We start from the raw sequence: 17,792 nt of genomic DNA, 5'->3' as shown, positions 1-17,792 counted from the left end.
ACACCCAGGAGTCCCGTGTCCCCCAGCCGCCCCGTGCGCGCTGCCGTCGGCGCGCGCGTCGCCGCCGGCGCCTTCGCCGCCGTGGCAGCCGTCCTGCTGGTGGGCGGCTGTGGCGACTCCGGGGGCCTGGTGAGCGCGGGCGCGACGCCCACCGCGAGCGGCCCGACCCGGCTGTGGCCCGGGGAGCCGCCCGCGTCCTCCCCCGCCTACGACTACGGCGAGGCCGAGACGGAGGTGGTCAAGGGCGTCCGCGCTCCCGGCGAGGACATCCACCAGGTGGACCCGCTGGCCGTCGTCCGCGCGGAGATCGCCGCGCACCCCGAGGTGTACGCCGGATCCGGGGCCCTCTACGGGGGAACGACCGCACGCATGGCCGACTGCGGAAAGGGCGGCACCGACGCTTCGGCCGACCCGGACGCGACCGCAGGCACGGACAAGGACACGGCCGCAGGGCCGGACACGACCGCCGGCAGGAGGACCGACCGCGCCAAGTGCCCCGTCCTCCAGGCCTACTACCGGGACCTCACCGGCGACGGGCGCGACGACATGGTGCTCGGCTTCCGGCTGCTGCCCGGCAATCAGACGGCGGTGCGGATGTACACCTTCCGGGCGGACCGACTGGTGCAGGTGCTGGCCAGCGACGACGCGGTGCTCGCGGTCGAGCTGGCCGGCCGGACCGTGATCATCCGCTCCCCGGCGGGCATCGTCGGCTACGAGTACCGCACCCAGTGGACCTGGGACGAGGACCAGCAGGCGATGCTGCTCACCCGGGACGAGATCCTGCGCGTGGGCGGAGCGGCGAAGCCGTCCCGGTCACCGTCGGCGTCCCCCTCCGCCTCACCCTCGCCCGACCTGCCCTCCACCGCGTCCGCGTCCCGCTCACCCTCACCCGACGCGCCCTCCGCCTCGTCCTCGGTGCGGCCGGGGTGAGCGCCGCGAGGCCCGCGAGACCCGGGCGGAAACGGTTCGGCCTGCCCCGGTGGGCCTCCTCGCTCACCTGGAAGGCGCTGGCGTTCATCACGGTCATGTGCTGCGGGCTGGCCGCTCTGCTCGGCGCCCTCGTCCATGTCTCCGTCACCAACCGGACGGTGAGCGACGCCCGCTCCCGGGCCCTGGTCCGGCTCGACGAGGCGGCACAGGCGTACGAGGCAGGGAACCGGCTACCACCCGATGCCGGGATCGACCCGCGGGGCATGCCGGGGGAGCTGCGCGAGCTGGCGGTGGGCGGGCGGCGCGGCACGATGGTCGGGGTCGTCTCCGGGGTCCCCTCGATGTGGGCCGCCGCGCCGGCCGACGGCCGTGCCCTCGCCGTGCGGATCGACTACGCGCAGAGCGCGGCCACCATCGAGAACCTCGACCGGGCCATCCTGGGCTCCTCGGCGCTGGCGATCGGGGTGACGCTGGCCGTCGGCGCGCTGGGCGTCGGCGGGGTGACCCGGCGGCTGCGCACGACCTCCCAGGTGGCCCGGCGGATCAGCGCGGGCGACCTGGACGCCCGGGTCGACGACCCCCGGACGACGGACCCGGCACGCTACCGCGACGAGGTGGCCGCGGTGGCCGCCGCGCTCGACACCATGGCGTCCACGCTGCAGCGGAAACTGCTCGGCGAACAGCGGTTCACGGCGGATGTCGCGCACGAGCTGCGTACGCCGTTGACCGGGCTGCACGCGGCGGCGGAGCTGCTGCCGGCGGGGCGGCCGACGGAGATGGTGCGGGACCGGGTCGCCGCGTTGCGGACGCTGACCGAGGACCTGCTGGAGATCTCGCGGCTGGACGCGGGCAGCGAGCGGCTGGACCTGGACGCGATCCGGCTCGGACTGCTGGCCGAGCGGGTGGCCGCGCACACGAGCGGCGACACCGAGGTGCGGGTCGTCGAGGACGCGTGGGTGGAGACGGACCGGCGGCGGCTGGAGCGGGTGGTGGGGAACCTGGTGGCCAACGCCCACAAACACGGGGCGCCTCCGGTGGTGTTGACCGTGGAGGGGCCGGTGGTGACCGTGCGGGATCACGGGGACGGGTTCCCTGACTATCTGCTGGCCGAGGGACCGCAGAGGTTTCGCACCGAGGGCTCCGCCAAGGGACACGGCCTGGGTTTGACCATCGCCGTGGGGCAGGCGGAGGTGTTGGGAGCGCGGTTGGGATTCGAGAACGCTTCGGACGGGGGCGCGTTGGCCGTTCTGCGACTGCGGGTCGGTGGGGGTTGATCGCGCAGTTCCCCGGGCCCCTGAAAGAAGCGGCGTTGCCCTGATGGCCCATCGAGAAAGGCGCCCCCTCCGCGCTCCTCCTACCGTGGCGAACAGTCAGCCTCGCCCCCTTTTTTCCTGGAGGAACATCAGATGTCCCTGCGGATTCTGCTCATGCGGTTCGGTATAGCCGCTGCCGGTGGCGCTCTCCTCGCGTTCGCCGCCACGACTCCCGCCGCCGGTGTCGAACAGGAGGACCCCCGCACGAGCAAGCAGATCGTCGACGGCGAGGTCGTCGCCCGGTCCGGCCTGATCCTGCGCAGTGCGCCGACCCGAGGAGGCTCGGTCATCCGGGTCGCGCGCCACGGCGAGATCGTCAAGATCTACTGCCGGACCGAGGGCCAGAGCGTGGACGGCAACCGGCAGTGGTACCTGCTCGTCGACGGGACCTGGGCCTGGGGCTCGGCCCGCTACATCGCCCCCTTCAAAACGCCACGCTGGTGCGACGCCTGAGCAACAAGGCACAACAAGGCGCACAAGGTGCAACAAGACGCGCAAGGCATTCTCTTTGGGTAAGTTCCGGGCATGACCACCAAGGCCGGAACGACCCTGGCGGCGGGTCCCTCGGATCCGTCCCCGCCGCCCGCCGTACGCCTGCTCCGGCGCCGAGGCGTCGAGTTCACCCTCACCGTCGTGGCCGTCCTGCTCTCCGTGTACGGCTACTGCGCTGTGGGTCTGGCCAGATACGGCACCGTCCCGCCCGGCGCCGCCGACTACGGCGCCGGGCTCGGTGTGCTCGCGCTGCTGGCCCATCTGGTGGTCCGGCTGCGGGCGCCGTACGCCGATCCGCTGCTGCTGCCGATCGCGGTGCTCCTCAACGGCCTGGGACTGGTGCTGATCCACCGGCTCGACCTGGAGACACCGGCCGACCAGGCCGCGCCCGCGCAGCTGAACTGGTCGACGCTCGGCGTCGCGCTGTTCATCGCGGTGGTGGCGCTGCTGCGTGACCACCGGGTGCTCCAGCGGTACGCGTACGTCTCGGTGGTGGCGGCGCTCGCGCTGCTGGCACTGCCGATCCTCTTCCCACCGGTCAACGGGGCCCGGATCTGGGTACGGATCGCCGGGTTCTCCCTCCAGCCGAGCGAGTTCGCGAAGGTGCTGCTCGCGCTGTTCTTCGCCAGCTATCTCGCGGCGAACCGCAACGCGCTGGCGTACGCCGGACGTCAGATCTGGCGGTTCAGACGCCTCCAACTGCCCACCGGGCGGGTCCTCGGCCCGATCGTCACCATCTGGCTGCTGAGCGTCGGCGTCCTGGTCCTGGAACGGGACCTGGGCACCTCCCTGCTGTTCTTCGGCCTGTTCGTGATCATGCTGTACGTCGCCACGGGCCGCACCGGCTGGATCGCAGTGGGGCTGCTGCTGGCGTGCGTGGGCGCCGTCGCCGTCGGCTGGCTGGAACCGCACGTCCACAGCCGCGTCGAGGACTGGCTCCACCCGTTCGCGTCGATCGAGGCGGGCCAGGGTGCCAACCAACTCGCCCAGTCCCTCTTCGCGTTCGCCGCCGGCGGGCTGCTCGGCACCGGGCTCGGTCTCGGCCACTCCATCCTGATCGGCTTCGCCGCCAAGTCCGACTTCATCCTGGCCACGGCGGGCGAGGAGCTGGGCCTGGCCGGACTCTCCGCGATCTTCCTGCTCTACGCCCTGCTGGTGGAGCGCGGCTTCCGGGCCGGCCTGGCCCTGCGCGACGCCTTCGGCCGGCTCCTGGCCACCGGCCTCGCCTCGATCATCGCCCTCCAGGTCTTCGTCATCGCCGGCGGCGTCACCGGCCTCATCCCGCTCACCGGCATGGCGATGCCCTTCCTCGCCCAGGGCGGCTCCTCGGTCGTCACCAACTGGGTCATCGTGGCCCTGCTGATCCGGCTCAGCGACTCCTCCCGACGGCAGTACGCCCCCGGGCCGCCGTCGGGGGACCCGCTCGCGGAACCGGAGGGCCGGGACGGCCTGCGGGAGGGCCGCAGCGCATGACGACGTACATCCGCCGGGCCGCCGCCCTGTGCGCCCTGCTGCTGCTCGCCCTCCTCGTCAACGCCACCCGCGTGCAGGTCCTGCAGTCCCGGGCCTACGACGACAATCCCGCCAACCGCCGCCCGGAGATCGCCCGTTGGGGCCAGCCGCGCGGGGACATCGTGGTCGGGGGACGCCCGGTCACCGGCTCGACGGACACCGGGGAGCAGCTCCGCTACGAACGGACGTACCGGGACGGCCCGTTGTACGCGCCGGTCACGGGCTTCGCCTCGCAGGTGTACGGGACGACGTTCCTGGAGCACGCGCAGGACTCCGTCCTCGACGGCAGCGACCCGCTGCTGTCCTTCCTCCCGCTGTGGAACGACATCACCCGCGACCGGAACGCCGGCGCCACCGTCGTCACCACGATCCAGGAGGCGGCCCAGCGGGCGGCGTATCTGGGTCTCGGCAATCGCCGGGGCGCGGTCGCCGCGCTCGAACCGGCCACCGGGCGCGTCCTGGCGCTGGTCTCCCGGCCGTCCTACGACCCCGGACTGCTCTCCGGCAACGGCCCCGAGGCGGCCGAGGCGTGGGCACGGCTGAACGGGGACGCGAGCAGACCGATGCTCAACCGGGCGGTGCGGCAGACCTATCCGCCGGGCTCGACCTTCAAGGTGGTGACGGCCGCCGCCGCACTGGACGCCGGGGTGGTCACGGACCTCGACGCCCCGACCCGCTCCCCCGACCCGTACACCCTGCCGGGCACCACGACCTCCCTCGCCAACGAGGTCGAGGGCTGCGCGAACGCCTCGCTGCGCTATGCCTTCGAGTGGTCCTGCAACACGGTCTTCGCGAAGCTGGGCGTGGACGTCGGCCTCGGCGCCATGACGGACACGGCCCGCGCCTTCGGCTTCAACGACCCCGGGCTGCGCATCCCCTTCTCGGTCGCCCCCAGCAGCTTCGAGACCGAGATGGACCGGGCGCAGCTCGCCCTCTCCTCCATCGGCCAGTACGACACCCGGGCCACGCCCCTGCAGATGGCTCTCGTCACGGCGGCCGTCGCCAACGGGGGCTCGGTGCGGGCGCCGTACCTCGTCGAACGCACCACCACGGCGAGCGGCCGCACGGTCGCCGGCTCGGGCACGCACACGCTCCGCCAGGTCATGAACCCCACCACCGCGCGGCGGCTGCGCGACCTCATGCGCGGCGTCGTCGAGGACGGCACCGGCGCCAACGCCGCCCTCCGTCACGCCACCGTCGGCGGCAAGACCGGCACCGCCCAGCACGGCCTCGGCAACTCCGGCACCCCCTTCGCCTGGTTCATCGGCTGGGCCCAGTCCGACGACGCGGCCGAACCCCAGGTGGCCGTGGCGGTGGTGGTGGAGGACGCGGAGGCGGTACGCGGGGACATCAGCGGGGGCGGCGACGCGGCACCGATCGCGAGGGAGGTGATGCGAGCGGTGCTCAAGGCTGCCGACGTCCCGTAAGGGGCGCGGGGCCGTTTCGATGTGCGGCTCCGCCGCGTGGGCGCGAGAAGCCCCACCGGCCCGCACGGTACGCACCGTTCCCACCATCCGAGATAAGCGATGTCACCCTGGCCCCACCCGGGCCTACCGTTCGCCCATGACTCCCACCGCGTACGAACTCGCCCAGGTGAACATCGCCCGCCTCCAAGCCCCGCTGGACTCGCCCCGGTTGAAGGACTTCGTCGACGCCCTCGACCCGGTGAACGCGGTCGCGGACCGCTCCCCCGGCTTCGTCTGGCGTCTGCAGAGCGACTCCGGCAACGCGACCGACATCCCGGTCCTCGGCGACGAGTGGCTGATCATCAACATGTCGGTGTGGCGGGACACCGACGCCCTGTCCGCCTTCATGTACCAGGGACAGCACCGGGAGCTGCTGGCCCGCAGGCGGGAGTGGTTCGAGCGGCTGAGCGAGGCGGCGAGCGCCCTGTGGTGGGTCCCGGCCGGTCACCACCCCACCGTGGCCGAGGCGGAGGAACGGATCCTCCACCTCCGCGCCCACGGCCCGACGCCGTACGCGTTCACCCTGCGCACCTCGTTCCCGGCGGGACCGGCGGGACCGGCGGAGCCGACAGGACCGACGGAGCCGGCGCAGCCCGACGCGGTGCTCAGCTGATCGGCTGCCGGAGTTCGGAGCGGACCTGAAGCGTGCGCTCCGCGAAGGCCTCGACGTCGACCTCCGAGGCGTCCTGCCCGACGCTCTCGACGCTCAGCTCGGCCACGGACGCCCCGGTGTTGCCGTCGGCCCAGGCGCACATCGGGTAGGTGATCTCGCTGCCGGCCTGGTTCTGGGTGACGACCTGGCAGCTGATGGTGAGGCCGTCGTCGCCCGGGGTGTAGTCCTCGGGCGGCACGACCACCTTGATCGAGCTGACGCCGGCCGCGCCCTTCAGCATGTTGTCGCGTGCGGCGTCGGTGTTCTTGAACCGGCCGTACATGCCCGAGACGATCAGGGCGCCCTGGGCCCCGTCCTTCCGGGGTGCGTACTGCGCGACGGCGGCCGTGACGTCACGGGCGTCCCAGGCTCCCTCCGCCTCGTCCTCCACCTTCCGCCCCTCGGTGCCGGAGAGGTCCTGGGCCAGCTTGTACTCACCGTCGAGCACGGTCTCGGGCAGGGCCAGCTTGTACTCGGCCTCCGGGAAACCGCTGGTGCTCTGCGTCCCCACGACCCACAGCCCCACGGTCCCGAGCACCACGAGGCCCACGACCCCGCCGACGATCCCGAGGACGAGTCCCGTGCGGCTCTTCGGCGGCGGCGTGGGCTGCCACCCGCCGGGCTGGGGCGCGCCGTACGGCTGGGGCTGCTGCGGGTACTGCTGCTGCGGGTACTGCTGCGGCACGTGCGGGTGCTGACCGTACGGCTGGGGCGGCTGTTGCGGCGGGTACGGCTGCTGGCCGTACGGCCCCTGGGGCGGCTGCTGCTGACCGTAGGGCGGCTGGGGCGATGGAGGCATGGACACGCCAGCACGTTACTGCACAAGTCGCGCGCAAAGGATTGACGGCCTTGCTGACAAGTAGTCTCATAAGCAGTGACCGCTGGTAACTCCCTGAACTTCCGTACGAGGAGCTGCGACAGCCATGACTACGGTGACCTCGCTGAGTTCGACGAACCCCGAGTCGGAGGCGGAGGTGCTGCGCGACGCGCTCGGGTTCCTCAAGGACCGGGAACAGGTGGCCGAACGGCTGCTCGTCTCCTCCGCGAAGCACTCCTTCGACCCGGACAGGGAGCTGGACTGGGACGCCCCCTTCGAGGAGGGGAAGTGGTTCTGGCCGCCGGAGCTGGTGTCCCTGTACGGGACGCCGATGTGGCGCAGGATGTCGGAGGAGCAGCGCATCGCGCTGTCCCGGCACGAGGCCGCGGCGCTTGCCTCCCTCGGCATCTGGTTCGAGATCATCCTCATGCAGCTGCTCGTCCGGCACATCTACGACCGGGCCGCGACCAGTGCGCATGTGCGCTACGCGCTCACCGAGATCGAGGACGAGTGCCGGCACTCGAAGATGTTCGCCCGGCTGATCAGCAAGGGCGGCACCCCGTACTACCCGGTGAGCCGACTGCACCAGAACCTGGGCCGCGTCTTCAAGACGATCTCGACGACGCCGGGGTCCTTCACGGCGACCCTGCTCGGCGAGGAGATCCTCGACTGGATGCAGCGGCTGACCTTCCCCGACGAGCGGGTCCAGCCGCTGATCCGGGGGGTCACCCGGATCCATGTGGTCGAGGAGGCGCGGCACGTGCGCTACGCCCGTGAGGAGCTGCGCCGCCAGATGGTGACGGCCCCGCGGATGTCCCGGAGCTTCACCCGCGTCACGTCCGGCGAGTTCGCCCGCGTCTTCTCGGTGGCGTTCGTGAACCCCGAGGTGTACGCGAACGTCGGCCTCGACCAGCGGGCGGCGGTCGCCCAGGTACGGGCGAGTGGGCACCGGCGGGAGGTCATGCAGACCGGGGCGAAGCGGTTGACGGACTTCCTGGACGACATCGGGGTGCTGCGGGGGTGGGGCGGCGGATGTGGAGGTCGTCGGGGTTGCTGGGGTAGGTGCTGGGGCGCCTGGGAGCGAAGGTGGGAGGTTGGGGCGCCTGGGCACTCGGGGGTTCGGGTTCCTTGGCGGCCGCGGGCCCGGTGGGGCTTCTCGCGCAGTTCCCTGCGCCCCTGGAAGACGGCGGGGCTGCGGGACGCGGATGAAAAGCACGGGGCTCAGCCCCGGCTTTTCAGGGGCGCGCGGGAACTGCGCGACCAGCCCCCACGCACCCGCGGCCGCCGAAGAACCCACACCCCACCCTGACGCGATCCCGGCGGTCGCCGCTCACCCCCGACTACCCTGCGGGTATGACGTCCGAGGCCCCCACCCGCGCATACCGTCGGCTCAGCGTCGAGGAGCGGCGCAGCCAGTTGCTGGACGCGGCCCTGGAGCTCTTCGCGCAAAACGCTCCCGAGGACGTCTCCCTCGACGACGTCGCGGAGGCGGCCGGCGTCTCACGCCCCCTCGTCTACCGCTACTTCCCCGGCGGCAAGCAGCAGCTCTACGAGGCGGCCCTGCGCACGGCCGCCGAGGAGCTGGAGCACTGCTTCGACGAGCCCGCCGAGGGCCCCCTCACCAGCCGTCTGGCCCGCGCCCTCGACCGGTATCTGGACTTCGTCGACACGCACGACACCGGCTTCAGCGCCCTCCTCCAGGGCGGCAGCGTCGTGGAGACCTCCCGGGCCACGGCCATCGTGGACGGGGTCCGGCGGGCCGCCGCCGACCACATCCTGCGGCACCTGGAGGCGGCCGAGCCGGGTCTGCGGCTGCGGATGACCGTCCGGATGTGGATCACCTCCGTGGAGGCCGCCTCCCTCATCTGGCTGGACGAGGGCAAACAGCCGGACGTCGGCGAGCTGCGGGACTGGCTCGTCGAGCAGTTCGTGGCCTGTCTCACCGCCACCGCCGGTCGCGACCCGCAGACCGCCGCAGTCGTCCGGCACGCCCTGACCGTCGAGACCCCCGAGGGCGCCGTCGGGACCCTGGCCCGCCGCATCCTGCCCGTGGTCGGCGACGCCGGGCACCTGCTGTGACACCGGTCCTGTGACACTGGTCCGGTGAAGAGCCAAGACACCCCTTTCGTGGGCGGCCCCCTCGACGGGCGCGTCCTGCCCGTGCTGCTCGGGATCACCGGGCACCCCCCGAAGACGTACCGGGTCCCGGTGCCCGACACCGCCGGCGGCCCGCCGACGGTCCTCGTCTACCGCCGGGTCGACGCGGGCCGCAGCGGCTTCCTGCACCAGCTGTGGAAGTACGAGTACGCGCCGGACGCGGACCCCAGCCATCGCCTGAAGTGGCCGTGGTCCAAGCCGGGCACCCGGGCGGGTGCCGGCGCCCCCGACACCTCGGACGGGCAATCCGCCACGCCGCCCGCGCGGCCGCGCCCCACCGACGAGTGACACCCCGGCACCGAACGGTCCACCCGGCGCGCGCCCGCCTCCCTCCACCGATCCTGCCGGTGCGAGGTGGACGGCCCACCTGAGCACTGGAGGTGATGACGTGTCAGCAAGGCTGCTGCGCCTGGTCTGTTCGGCGACGGTCACGGCCCTCACGGTGGCGCCCTCCTCGCCACGGCCCCGCACCCGCCACGGCCGCACCGGAACCCCGCCGCCGACACCCCCACCGACACCGCCGCCGAGTCCCTCCGCCGAGGACCGCTCGGTCGCCGATCTCCTCGCCGACCTCCAACGGCTCCACCGCGAGGCCGAGAAGGCCGCCGAGGCGTACGGCAGGACCGGCCAGGAGCTGAGGAAGCAGCGGGCCGAGGTGGCGAGGCTCGACCATCGGCTCGCGGTGGCCCGGCTCTCCCTGCACGACAGCCGGGGCGCGGCCGGCCGGCTCGCCCGGCAGCAGTACCAGAGCAGCAGCACGGCGCTCTCCCCCTACGTACGGCTGCTGATGACGCGGGACCCGCACCGGGCGCTGGAGCAGGGCCATGTGATCGGACAGGTGGCGCAGGAGCGGGCGGAGACGATCGAGCGTCTGGTCGGCAGCGAACAGGACACCGACGCCCTCGCCCGTAGGGCGCGCGTGGCCCTGGACCGCCAGCTGACCCTCGCCGAACAGCACAGAAGGGAACACGACACCACGTCCGACCGCCTGGCCGAGATCGCGGAACTCCTGGCCTCCCTCACTCCGGCCCAACTGGCCGAACTCAGGAAGTCGGAGCACACCCCCGACCCCGACCTCCCGAAGCCCCCGTCCTCTTAGGGGGCGCGGGGAACTGCGCGAGAAGCCCCACCGGACCCGCACCCGGCAGCCGAGCAGAGCACCCCACAGGCGCCCACCCGCTCACCCGCCCACGGCTCCCTACCCCCCGGCCACCTCGGAGAGATACGCCCGCGTCTTCTCCGCCTCGTAGAAGTACCCCTCGAAATCAGCCGGATCGTCGAACCCGTTGGCGAATCGATCCGCCACCACCGGCAGCCCCTCCGCCGCCTCGACCAGCTCCCGCACATGCTCGGCCGGCGGCGCGAGCATCGTGTTGGTCCACTTGGTGGCCGGCCCCGCGATCTGCCAGAACCGCTCGAACGTCCGCCGCATCCAGACCTCGTCGAACTCGCCGTCCCCGTGGTCGAGGATCGCCGAGAGGTACACGGCCGCGCACTTGGCCGCCGAGTTCGCCCCCTGCCCGGTGAGCGGGTCGTTGGCCACGACGACGTCCCCGGCGCCCAGCACCAGCCCGCCGCTCGGGAGCTGACCCACGGGGTGCCGTACCACCGGCGTGTAGCGGCCGGTCAGTGCCGCCCCCGGGTCGGTCACCTCGACGCCCGCGGCCCGCGCGTGCTCCCAGGGCGTGTAGCGCTTCATCAGCTCCAGGGTCAGCGCGAGCTGTCCCTCCGCGTCCCGGACGCCCTCGAAGGCGTCGACCGGCCCGCCGGGCAGCCCCAGCCAGAAGAGGGCGTCGGCGCGCCCGGAGGTGGTGAGGACGGGCTGGACGATGAGTTCGCCGACGCCGGGCACCAGGTTGCAGCGGGCCGCGTCGAACTCCGGGTGCTCGGGGCGCGGACCCAGTCCGTGCACGTACACCGCGGCGAGCGCGCGCTGCGGTTCGGTGAAGGGCGAGCGGGCGGCGTCGCGGCGGAACATCCGCACCAGTTCGCCCTTGCCCGCGGTGACGAGCACGAGGTCGTACATCCGGGAGAAGTAGTCCAGGTCGGAGACCGCCGCGCCGTGGACGACCAGTTGACCGCCGCGCCGGGAGAACGTCTCCAGCCAGCCGGCCATCTTCACCCGCTGGTCCACGGCCTGCGCGTACCCCCGCAGCCTGCCGACCCAGTCGACGTCGCGCCGTCCGGCCGGGCCGGCGACGGAGACGCCGACGCCCTCGATCCTCGGCGCCTGGAAATCCCAGAAGTCGAGGTCCAGCTCACGCTCGTGGCGCAGGGCCGAGTCGAACATGCACTGGGTGGACATGATGCGGCCGGCGCGTATCTCGTCCGGGGTGCGATTGGACATCAGTGTGACCTCGTACCCGTGCGACTGGAGTCCGAGGGCCAGTTGCAGCCCGGACTGGCCGGCTCCGACGACGAGAATCTTCCGCATCCGGACAGGTCTCCTGGTTCGTCCGTGGCGTCCCGCTCGGGGACTACTCGGGGCTGAGGGATATCGCGTGGGCGCAGAGCGCCAGCAGGGTCTCCATCGCGGAGGCCCGCTTGCGCGCGTCCATGATCATGACAGGTACATGGTCGGGCACGGTCAGTGCCTCGCGGACGTCCTCGGGCTCGTAGCGCACACTGCCGTCGAACGCGTTGACCGCGACGATGTACGGCAGTCCGCAGCTCTCGAAGTAGTCGAGCGCGGGGAAGCAGTCGCCGAGGCGGCGGGTGTCGGCGAGGACGACCGCGCCGATCGCGCCGCGCACCATGTCGTCCCACATGAACCAGAACCGCTCCTGCCCGGGCGTGCCGAACAGGTAGAGGACGAGGTCGTCGTCGAGGGTGATGCGGCCGTAGTCCATGGCCACGGTGGTGGTGAGCTTGTCCGGCGTCGCGGAGAGGTCGTCCGTGCCGACGCTGGCCGCGGTCATCAGCGCCTCGGTGCGCAGCGGGGTGATCTCGGAGACCGCGCCGACGAAGGTGGTCTTGCCGACACCGAAGCCGCCCGCCACCACGATCTTCGTGGCGATGGGGGCCCGGCTCAGGTCGGACTGCCAGGGTTTCAGCTCCTCCTCGGGCTCCGCGGCGGGTCCGGCCGCGTCGTCCCCGGCGCCGGCCCGCGCCTCGGCGAGCCGGTCGAGACCGCGGGAGGCCGCCCGGGCGTAACCCCCGGGCGGGGCCGTGCCGGTGTCGATGCCGACGCCGTGCGTACCGGGCTCGGCACGCACGGCGTCCACGTCGAGACGAGGGGCGTCCGCGTCTATCTCGACACGAGGAGCGTCCGCGTCCAGCGCGACGCGGGGGGCGTCGTCGACGCCCGGGGTGACGCCGGCCGAGGCGTCGGGGTTGACGCCGGCCGAGGCGGCGTCAGAGACGGCGGAGTCCACTCAGCACCCTTTCCAGCAGAGCGCGGTCCGGCTGTCCCGGTCCGTGACCTGTTCCGTACACACGGATCTTTCCCTGGTCCGCGAGATCGCTGAGGAGGACGCGGACCACGCCGAGCGGCATTTTCAGCAGCGCGGCGATCTCCGCCACCGTCCGCATACGGCGGCAGAGTTCGACGATGGCCCGCATCTCGGGCATCACCTTGGTGTTGAGTGAACCATTCGCCAACTGCGGCCGCTCCGCCGGGGCTTCGAGTACGGCGACGAAGGTCTCCACGTGCAGGACGTGGCCGAAGCGGGTGCGGCCGCCGGTGAGCGAGTAGGGGCGTACGCGGGCGGGTTTGCGGTCGCCGCCGCGCACGGGGAGCTTCTTGGCTCCCCTGGTGCTCCTGTTGCCCGTCGCGCCCTTGGTCGCGGGCGGCCGCTTCGCCCGGCCGGGCTCGTGGGCCCGCGCCCTGTTCTGCCTGGGGCCGTTCATCGACGGCTCCCGGCCGCCTCGGTCTCCCTGTGGGACTCGGCCTCCAGGGACTTGCGCAGCTCGCTGCGGAGTTCCGGGGTGAGGACATGGCCGGCGCGACCGACGAAGAGCGCCATGTGGTACGCCACCACACTCATGTCGCAGTCCGGGGAGCCGTGCACCCCGAGCAGCGAGCCGTCGCTGATCGACATCACGAAGAGACTGCCCTCGTCCATCGCGACCATCGTCTGCTTGACCCCGCCGAACTCCATGAGCTTGGCGGCGCCGATGGTGAGGCTGCCGATGCCGGAGACGATGGTGGCCAGGTCGGCGGCGGAGCCCCGGGGACCCTGCGGCCGCTCTTCCCGGGCCTCGCGGGCCGCGGCGTTCCTGCCGGGGTCGGAGGAGAGCAGCAGCAGGCCGTCGGAGGAGACCACCGCGACCGACAGCAGCCCCGGCACCTCCTCCACCAGGTTGGTCAGCAGCCAGTGCAGGTTGCGGGCTTCACTGCTCAGTCCGAAGGTAATGGGCGCGGTCAACTGCTTTCCTCCTCGGAAGTGCCCCCCGTGGTGTCAACTGCCTCTGTCCGGTACTCATGGGGCACGGGCATCCGCGTCTCACCCGACTGCTCGGCGATCTCGGCCTCGACGTCGCGCCGCCCCTCCCTGGCCCCCTGGTGGAACCCGCCGAGCCGCCGGCGCAGTTCCTCGGCGTTCACGCCGCCGACCCGCGGCCGGGGGGTCGTGGGCGCCGGCGCGGTGATCCTGGGCGTGCGCTTGGGCAGGCCCTTGTCGGTGAGGCGCGGGGTCGGTTCCCCCCGTGGCCCCTCCGTCCCGGCCCGAGATACCTCGGTCGCGCGCGCCGTGTTCCCTTCGTCGGCGGCACGCTCGTGGGTGTCGGGTTCGCCCGAGTAGGGGTCGTCCCCGTCGGCGTCGGTGTCGTGGCCGTGGTCGTGGTCGTGGTCGGCGAGGGTCTCGTCGCTCTCCTCGTCGGCGCCCTTCCCCGGGGCCACCGGAGCGAAGAGCTCCATCGTCGTCTCGGACACGGACTCGGCCCCGGACGCGGGTCCGGTCCCGGCCCCGGTGTCGGGGCCGGGTGCGGCCTCGGGTGCGTCGTCTTCCGGTACGACGCTCCCGGCGGCCTCTGCGGCGTCGGCGGCCGTCCCCACGGCCTCCCTCGCCTGAATTGCCCGCTCGGCCGCCTCGATGAGGGGGTCGCCGTCGCCCTCGGGCTCGCGTACGGCGACGGATCGGCCGGGCAGGACGTTCGAGTTGGCCTCGGCGGCGGCGCCCGGCAGCGTGAACTGGGGCGTGACGGAGGCCGGGGTCCCCACGGGCACGGCGGGCGTGGGGGCCAGCAGCGCCTTGGGCAGGACGACGACCGCGGCGGTGCCGCCCGTGCCGTGCGGCCGGAGCCGGACGGGGGTGCCGAGCCGGTGGGCGAGGCGGGCCACGACGTACAGGCCGAGGCCGAGGCCCTCGCCGTCCTCCTGCTCGTAGGGCGCCTCGGGGTCGAAGTCGGTGAGGCGGGAGTTGAGCCGGGCGAGCCGGTCGGGGGCGACGCCGATGCCGCCGTCCTGGACGGAGAGGGTGATCTCGCCGTTCTCCATCAGCCAGCCGGTGACCTCGACGGACATCTCCGGCGGCGAGAACGACGTGCCGTTCTCCAGGAGTTCGGCGAGGAGGTGGCTGAGGTCGTCGGCGGCGAACCCGGCGACGTGCGCGCCCGGCGGCAGCGCGGCGATGCGGACGCGTTCGTAGCGCTCGATCTCGCTGACCGCGGCGCGGACGACGTCGACGAGCGGGACGGGTCCGGCGTGGTGCTGGACGTGCTCGTGGCCGGCCAGGACGAGGAGGTTCTCGCTGTGGCGGCGCATGACGGTCGCGAAGTGGTCGAGCTTGAAGAGGGTGGCGAGCCGGTCCGGGTCCTGCTCGCGCTCCTCCAGGGACTCGATGACGGCGAGCTGCCGCTCGACAAGGCCGAGGGTGCGCAGCGCCAGGTTGACGAAGGTGGCGTGGACGCTGTGCTGGACCTTCGTCAGGTGGGCCGTCGCCTCGGCGAGTTCGGCGCGCAGCCGGTCGCGGTCGTCGGCCATGGTCTGGCGCTGCCCGATGAGGTGCTTGCGGTCGCCCTCCAGGGGCGCGAGCCGCTCGTGCAGGGCGAGGGCGTGCGCGTGGAGCGCGTTGACCGAGCGCACGACCTGCGCGAACTCGTCGTTGCGACCGGTGAACTTGACCGGTTCCTGGTTCGCCGGGTCGCCGGCGACCCGGGCGGAGCCGATGCGCAGCACCGCGAGCGGGCGGGTGAGGGAGCGGGCCATGCCGGTGGCGACACCGACGGCCAGCAGCATCAGGGCGCCGAGGACGGCGATGCGGATCTCCAGCGCGGTGACGTCCTCGTCGCGCAGCTGGGCGAGGTCCTTGGTGCGCCGGTCGTAGAGGGAGGACTCGGCGCCGCGCATCAGGTCCACGCGGGCGGACAGGGCAGCGCCGGCCTTCTCGGCGCTGGTGCCGGCCTCGCGGTCGGAGAGCGTGGGCTGGTCGGTGAGGTCCGCCAGGTACTTGTCGGCGGTGTCGGCCTCGGGGCCGGTGACCGTGGCGTCGTAGGAGGAGCGGCCGGCGGCGGGCGCGGTCTCGCGGAAGTGGGCGAGGGCGGCGTCGGAGCGGACGCGGGCCTGCTGGGCGACGGCGGTGAGGGCGTCGCGCTGCTTGGCGTCGGCGGCCGAGGCGCCGGTCGTGGTGGTGGGCAGCCCGGTGGTGGGGTCGATGACCGTCTGCGTGCTCGTCGGGACGCTCAGCGCGGCCACGAGCAGCCCCCGGGCGGCGGCGGCCTGCTGGACGGCGGTGTCGAGTTCGGCGAGGGCGTAGGCGCCACCACCGGCACGCGGCGGCAGTTCGGCGGCCAGTTCCTCGGCGAGGGCGTGGAGTTCGGTGACGACGGCGGTGTATGCCGTGTGCGCCTCCAGGGCGGTGCTCTTCCCGGAGAGCGCCGCTTCCCGTACGCCGGCGATGGACTCGATGTCCTCCCGCAGAGCGGCGGAGGTGTCGGTGTCGGCGCTCAGCTCCTCGGTCTGGGTGTCGACGCGGTCACTGCGCTGCTTGCTGGGCGCGGCCGACTTGGGGCGCCCGGCGGCGATGTACGCGGTGACCTCGTCCCGCTCGTCGGCGAGCGCGTGCGCGAGGGTGAGCGCCTCCTGGGTCTGCTCGGCGAGCGTGACCAGGCCCTGGGTGTCGTGCAGTTGCTCCGAGGCGGCGAGGATCGAGGGAGCTCCGGCGCCCGCTATGGCGGCGGCCACGACGGCCACGGCGACGATGAGCCGGTTGCGTACGTGCGCCTTCCGCCCGGTGCCGACGGCGGGGGCCCCTGCCTGTGCCGTCCCCTGCTGGTTCGGGGAGGCCGCGGAGGCCTTCGAGGCTGCCTGCTTGCCTGCGCGCCGAGGCCGCGTCTTCTGCACCGGTGCTCGCATTCCTGACTCGTGTACCCATTAGCCCGGGTGACGATCCGTCAACTCGTCAAATCTGGCCGTCCCCCCGGTACGGCTCCCGACCCTCCCAGTGCCGGTGGGCAGTGGTCCCGCATCATCAGTCCCGCCACCCGAAGGAGTGAACATCCCCGAGGAGTTGGCGGGCAAGTTCCTCCGGCTCGCGCCGATGCCCCCTGCGGCAGGCCGGTTGGACGTCGGCGACGCGCTTTGACAGTATTCGCCGCCGCGCTTCACCGCTCACGATCATTCCATGCCAAACCCGGCGGCCCGCCTGGAGGGTCCGGGGCGTACGGCGACCGTTGTCGGCCTTTCACGGATCTTGTGGCGGGCTCGTGCAGACTGGCCGAATGCGCACGGAACTCGTCTCGGAACCCGGCGATCCCCTTCGCCCCAACGAGGACTTCGCGTCGGTGGCCCTGCCCGCGGGGGGACAGGGCGGCGCCCTCGTCGTCCTCGACGGGGTGACCCCGCCGCCCGACGGCTACGGCTGTCGACATTCGGTCGCATGGTTCACTTCCCGCCTCGGCGGCACCCTGACCGAACTGTCCGTTTCGGAGCGGGATTCACCGTTGCCCGACGTGCTCTCACAGGCCATTTCTCGTACCGCCCGAGCCCACGCCCAAACCTGTGACCTTTCTCACCCACGAACCCCACAGGCCACGGTGGTTGTCGCCCGCTGGTCGCGGACGGCTGTGGAGTACCTGGTGTTGTCGGACTCGGCCCTGCTGTTCGAACGGCCGGACGGCACGGTGACGGCCGTGCTGGACGACCGTCTCTCCCGGCTGCCCCGGGCCTCGTTGGCGACGGCCGCGATCGTGGACTCGACCGTGCGGAACAAGGAGGGCGGGTTCTGGACTGCGGCCGCCGATCCCGCCGTGGCCACGCGGGCGGTGACGGGGACCGTCCCCCGCGAGGAGGTCCGCGCGCTGGCCGCGTTGACGGACGGGGCGGGCCGCTGGGTGGAGACGTTCCGCGAGGGCGACTGGGCGGACTGCCTCACCCTGGTCCGCAAGACGGGGGCGCGGGGGCTGGTGCAGCGGGTGCGGGAGCTGGAAGCCACCGACGTGGAGCGGGAGTTCCTGGGCCGCGCCAAGAGACACGACGACGCGAGCGTGGTGTTCGTGGAGTGGTGAACTCCTCG

The 17,792-nt window shown here is 72.7% G+C and carries 16 protein-coding genes and 1 pseudogene; 11 read left to right on the top strand and 6 right to left on the bottom strand.

Going from position 1 to position 17,792, the window contains the following annotated elements; translation table 11 throughout:
- Positions 1-15 precede the first annotated feature (15 nt).
- The 6 genes from E4N62_RS32870 to E4N62_RS32845 all read left to right on the top strand — a co-directional run bounded on the left by E4N62_RS32870 (position 16) and on the right by E4N62_RS32845 (position 6,326).
- Positions 16-930: a hypothetical protein gene (locus E4N62_RS32870; RefSeq protein WP_230220156.1), complete on the top strand. Its 915-nt coding sequence runs from the start codon at positions 16-18 to the stop codon at positions 928-930.
- Complete coding sequence (locus E4N62_RS32865) at positions 927-2,204, top strand: HAMP domain-containing sensor histidine kinase (protein ID WP_230220154.1); 1,278 nt, start codon at positions 927-929, stop codon at positions 2,202-2,204. Before E4N62_RS32870 ends, E4N62_RS32865 begins: the two co-directional genes overlap by 4 nt.
- 132 nt (positions 2,205-2,336) lie before the next feature.
- Positions 2,337-2,696 carry an SH3 domain-containing protein gene (locus E4N62_RS32860; RefSeq protein WP_230220152.1) on the top strand — a complete coding sequence of 120 codons (360 nt, stop codon included), beginning with the start codon at positions 2,337-2,339 and terminating at the stop codon, positions 2,694-2,696.
- Between the two features lie 72 nt (positions 2,697-2,768).
- A complete protein-coding gene (locus tag E4N62_RS32855) occupies positions 2,769-4,208 on the top strand; it encodes an FtsW/RodA/SpoVE family cell cycle protein (protein WP_230220150.1) in 1,440 nt (479 codons plus the stop codon).
- On the top strand, positions 4,205-5,674 hold the full coding sequence (locus E4N62_RS32850) for a penicillin-binding transpeptidase domain-containing protein (protein ID WP_230220148.1): 1,470 nt from the start codon (positions 4,205-4,207) through the stop codon (positions 5,672-5,674). Before E4N62_RS32855 ends, E4N62_RS32850 begins: the two co-directional genes overlap by 4 nt.
- A 136-nt stretch (positions 5,675-5,810) precedes the next feature.
- Positions 5,811-6,326 carry a DUF3291 domain-containing protein gene (locus tag E4N62_RS32845; protein ID WP_230220146.1) on the top strand — a complete coding sequence of 172 codons (516 nt, stop codon included), beginning with the start codon at positions 5,811-5,813 and terminating at the stop codon, positions 6,324-6,326.
- On the opposite strand, the gene E4N62_RS32840 is transcribed toward E4N62_RS32845, so the two are convergent.
- Positions 6,319-7,164 (bottom strand): hypothetical protein, encoded by an 846-nt coding sequence (locus E4N62_RS32840; RefSeq protein WP_230220335.1) that lies wholly within the window; start codon positions 7,162-7,164, stop codon positions 6,319-6,321. The two genes, E4N62_RS32845 and E4N62_RS32840, sit on opposite strands and share 8 nt — an antisense overlap.
- 124 nt (positions 7,165-7,288) lie before the next feature.
- Between E4N62_RS32840 and E4N62_RS32835 the strand changes: the two are divergent.
- The 4 genes and pseudogenes from E4N62_RS32835 (at position 7,289) to E4N62_RS32820 (ending at position 10,438) form a co-directional block, all read left to right on the top strand.
- Positions 7,289-8,244 (top strand): annotated as a pseudogene (locus tag E4N62_RS32835) (diiron oxygenase).
- A 291-nt stretch (positions 8,245-8,535) separates the two neighbouring features.
- The gene (locus E4N62_RS32830) at positions 8,536-9,261 is read left to right on the top strand and encodes a TetR/AcrR family transcriptional regulator (protein WP_230220144.1); all 726 of its coding nucleotides are present in this window, start codon (positions 8,536-8,538) and stop codon (positions 9,259-9,261) included.
- Positions 9,262-9,285: 24 nt separating this feature from the next.
- Positions 9,286-9,627, top strand: coding sequence for a hypothetical protein (locus E4N62_RS32825; protein WP_230220142.1), 342 nt, complete (start codon positions 9,286-9,288; stop codon positions 9,625-9,627).
- A gap of 100 nt (positions 9,628-9,727) precedes the next feature.
- Positions 9,728-10,438, top strand: coding sequence for a hypothetical protein (locus E4N62_RS32820; protein ID WP_230220140.1), 711 nt, complete (start codon positions 9,728-9,730; stop codon positions 10,436-10,438).
- Between the two features lie 99 nt (positions 10,439-10,537).
- On the opposite strand, the gene E4N62_RS32815 is transcribed toward E4N62_RS32820, so the two are convergent.
- From E4N62_RS32815 to E4N62_RS32795, 5 genes are all read right to left on the bottom strand, one after another.
- Positions 10,538-11,773, bottom strand: a complete 1,236-nt coding sequence (locus E4N62_RS32815; RefSeq protein WP_230220138.1) for a styrene monooxygenase/indole monooxygenase family protein — start codon at positions 11,771-11,773, stop codon at positions 10,538-10,540.
- Positions 11,774-11,816: 43 nt separating this feature from the next.
- Positions 11,817-12,392 (bottom strand): ATP/GTP-binding protein, encoded by a 576-nt coding sequence (locus E4N62_RS32810; RefSeq protein ID WP_230220333.1) that lies wholly within the window; start codon positions 12,390-12,392, stop codon positions 11,817-11,819.
- Positions 12,393-12,693: 301 nt separating this feature from the next.
- Complete coding sequence (locus E4N62_RS32805) at positions 12,694-13,188, bottom strand: DUF742 domain-containing protein (RefSeq protein WP_230220136.1); 495 nt, start codon at positions 13,186-13,188, stop codon at positions 12,694-12,696.
- The gene (locus E4N62_RS32800) at positions 13,185-13,706 is read right to left on the bottom strand and encodes a roadblock/LC7 domain-containing protein (RefSeq protein WP_215448984.1); all 522 of its coding nucleotides are present in this window, start codon (positions 13,704-13,706) and stop codon (positions 13,185-13,187) included. The genes E4N62_RS32805 and E4N62_RS32800 overlap by 4 nt, the downstream gene beginning before the upstream one ends.
- Complete coding sequence (locus E4N62_RS32795) at positions 13,703-16,633, bottom strand: nitrate- and nitrite sensing domain-containing protein (protein WP_268269933.1); 2,931 nt, start codon at positions 16,631-16,633, stop codon at positions 13,703-13,705. Before E4N62_RS32795 ends, E4N62_RS32800 begins: the two co-directional genes overlap by 4 nt.
- 365 nt (positions 16,634-16,998) lie before the next feature.
- Here E4N62_RS32795 and E4N62_RS32790 point away from each other — a divergent pair, with 365 nt between their 5' ends.
- Entirely contained in the window at positions 16,999-17,784 is a 786-nt protein-coding gene (locus tag E4N62_RS32790) for a protein phosphatase 2C domain-containing protein (RefSeq protein ID WP_230220132.1), read from the top strand.
- Positions 17,785-17,792: the final 8 nt, after the last annotated feature.

The sequence above is a fragment of the Streptomyces sp. MNU76 genome (genome assembly GCF_020982545.1).
Lineage (GTDB): Bacteria > Actinomycetota > Actinomycetes > Streptomycetales > Streptomycetaceae > Streptomyces.
Note: the sequence above shows the minus strand (reverse complement) of the source record. Positions and strands in the feature narration are given on the sequence as shown.

Excerpts from the sequence above, each read along its gene's own strand:
- E4N62_RS32860 (WP_230220152.1), top strand. The coding sequence starts at position 2,337 with ATGTCCCTGCGGATTCTGCTCATGCGGTTCGGTATAGCCGCTGCCGGT.
- E4N62_RS32855 (WP_230220150.1), top strand. The coding sequence starts at position 2,769 with ATGACCACCAAGGCCGGAACGACCCTGGCGGCGGGTCCCTCGGATCCG.
- E4N62_RS32850 (WP_230220148.1), top strand. The coding sequence starts at position 4,205 with ATGACGACGTACATCCGCCGGGCCGCCGCCCTGTGCGCCCTGCTGCTG.
- E4N62_RS32845 (WP_230220146.1), top strand. The coding sequence starts at position 5,811 with ATGACTCCCACCGCGTACGAACTCGCCCAGGTGAACATCGCCCGCCTC.
- E4N62_RS32840 (WP_230220335.1), bottom strand. The coding sequence starts at position 7,164 with ATGCCTCCATCGCCCCAGCCGCCCTACGGTCAGCAGCAGCCGCCCCAG.
- E4N62_RS32830 (WP_230220144.1), top strand. The coding sequence starts at position 8,536 with ATGACGTCCGAGGCCCCCACCCGCGCATACCGTCGGCTCAGCGTCGAG.
- E4N62_RS32815 (WP_230220138.1), bottom strand. The coding sequence starts at position 11,773 with ATGCGGAAGATTCTCGTCGTCGGAGCCGGCCAGTCCGGGCTGCAACTG.
- E4N62_RS32805 (WP_230220136.1), bottom strand. The coding sequence starts at position 13,188 with ATGAACGGCCCCAGGCAGAACAGGGCGCGGGCCCACGAGCCCGGCCGG.
- E4N62_RS32795 (WP_268269933.1), bottom strand. The coding sequence starts at position 16,633 with ATGCGAGCACCGGTGCAGAAGACGCGGCCTCGGCGCGCAGGCAAGCAG.
- E4N62_RS32790 (WP_230220132.1), top strand. The coding sequence starts at position 16,999 with ATGCGCACGGAACTCGTCTCGGAACCCGGCGATCCCCTTCGCCCCAAC.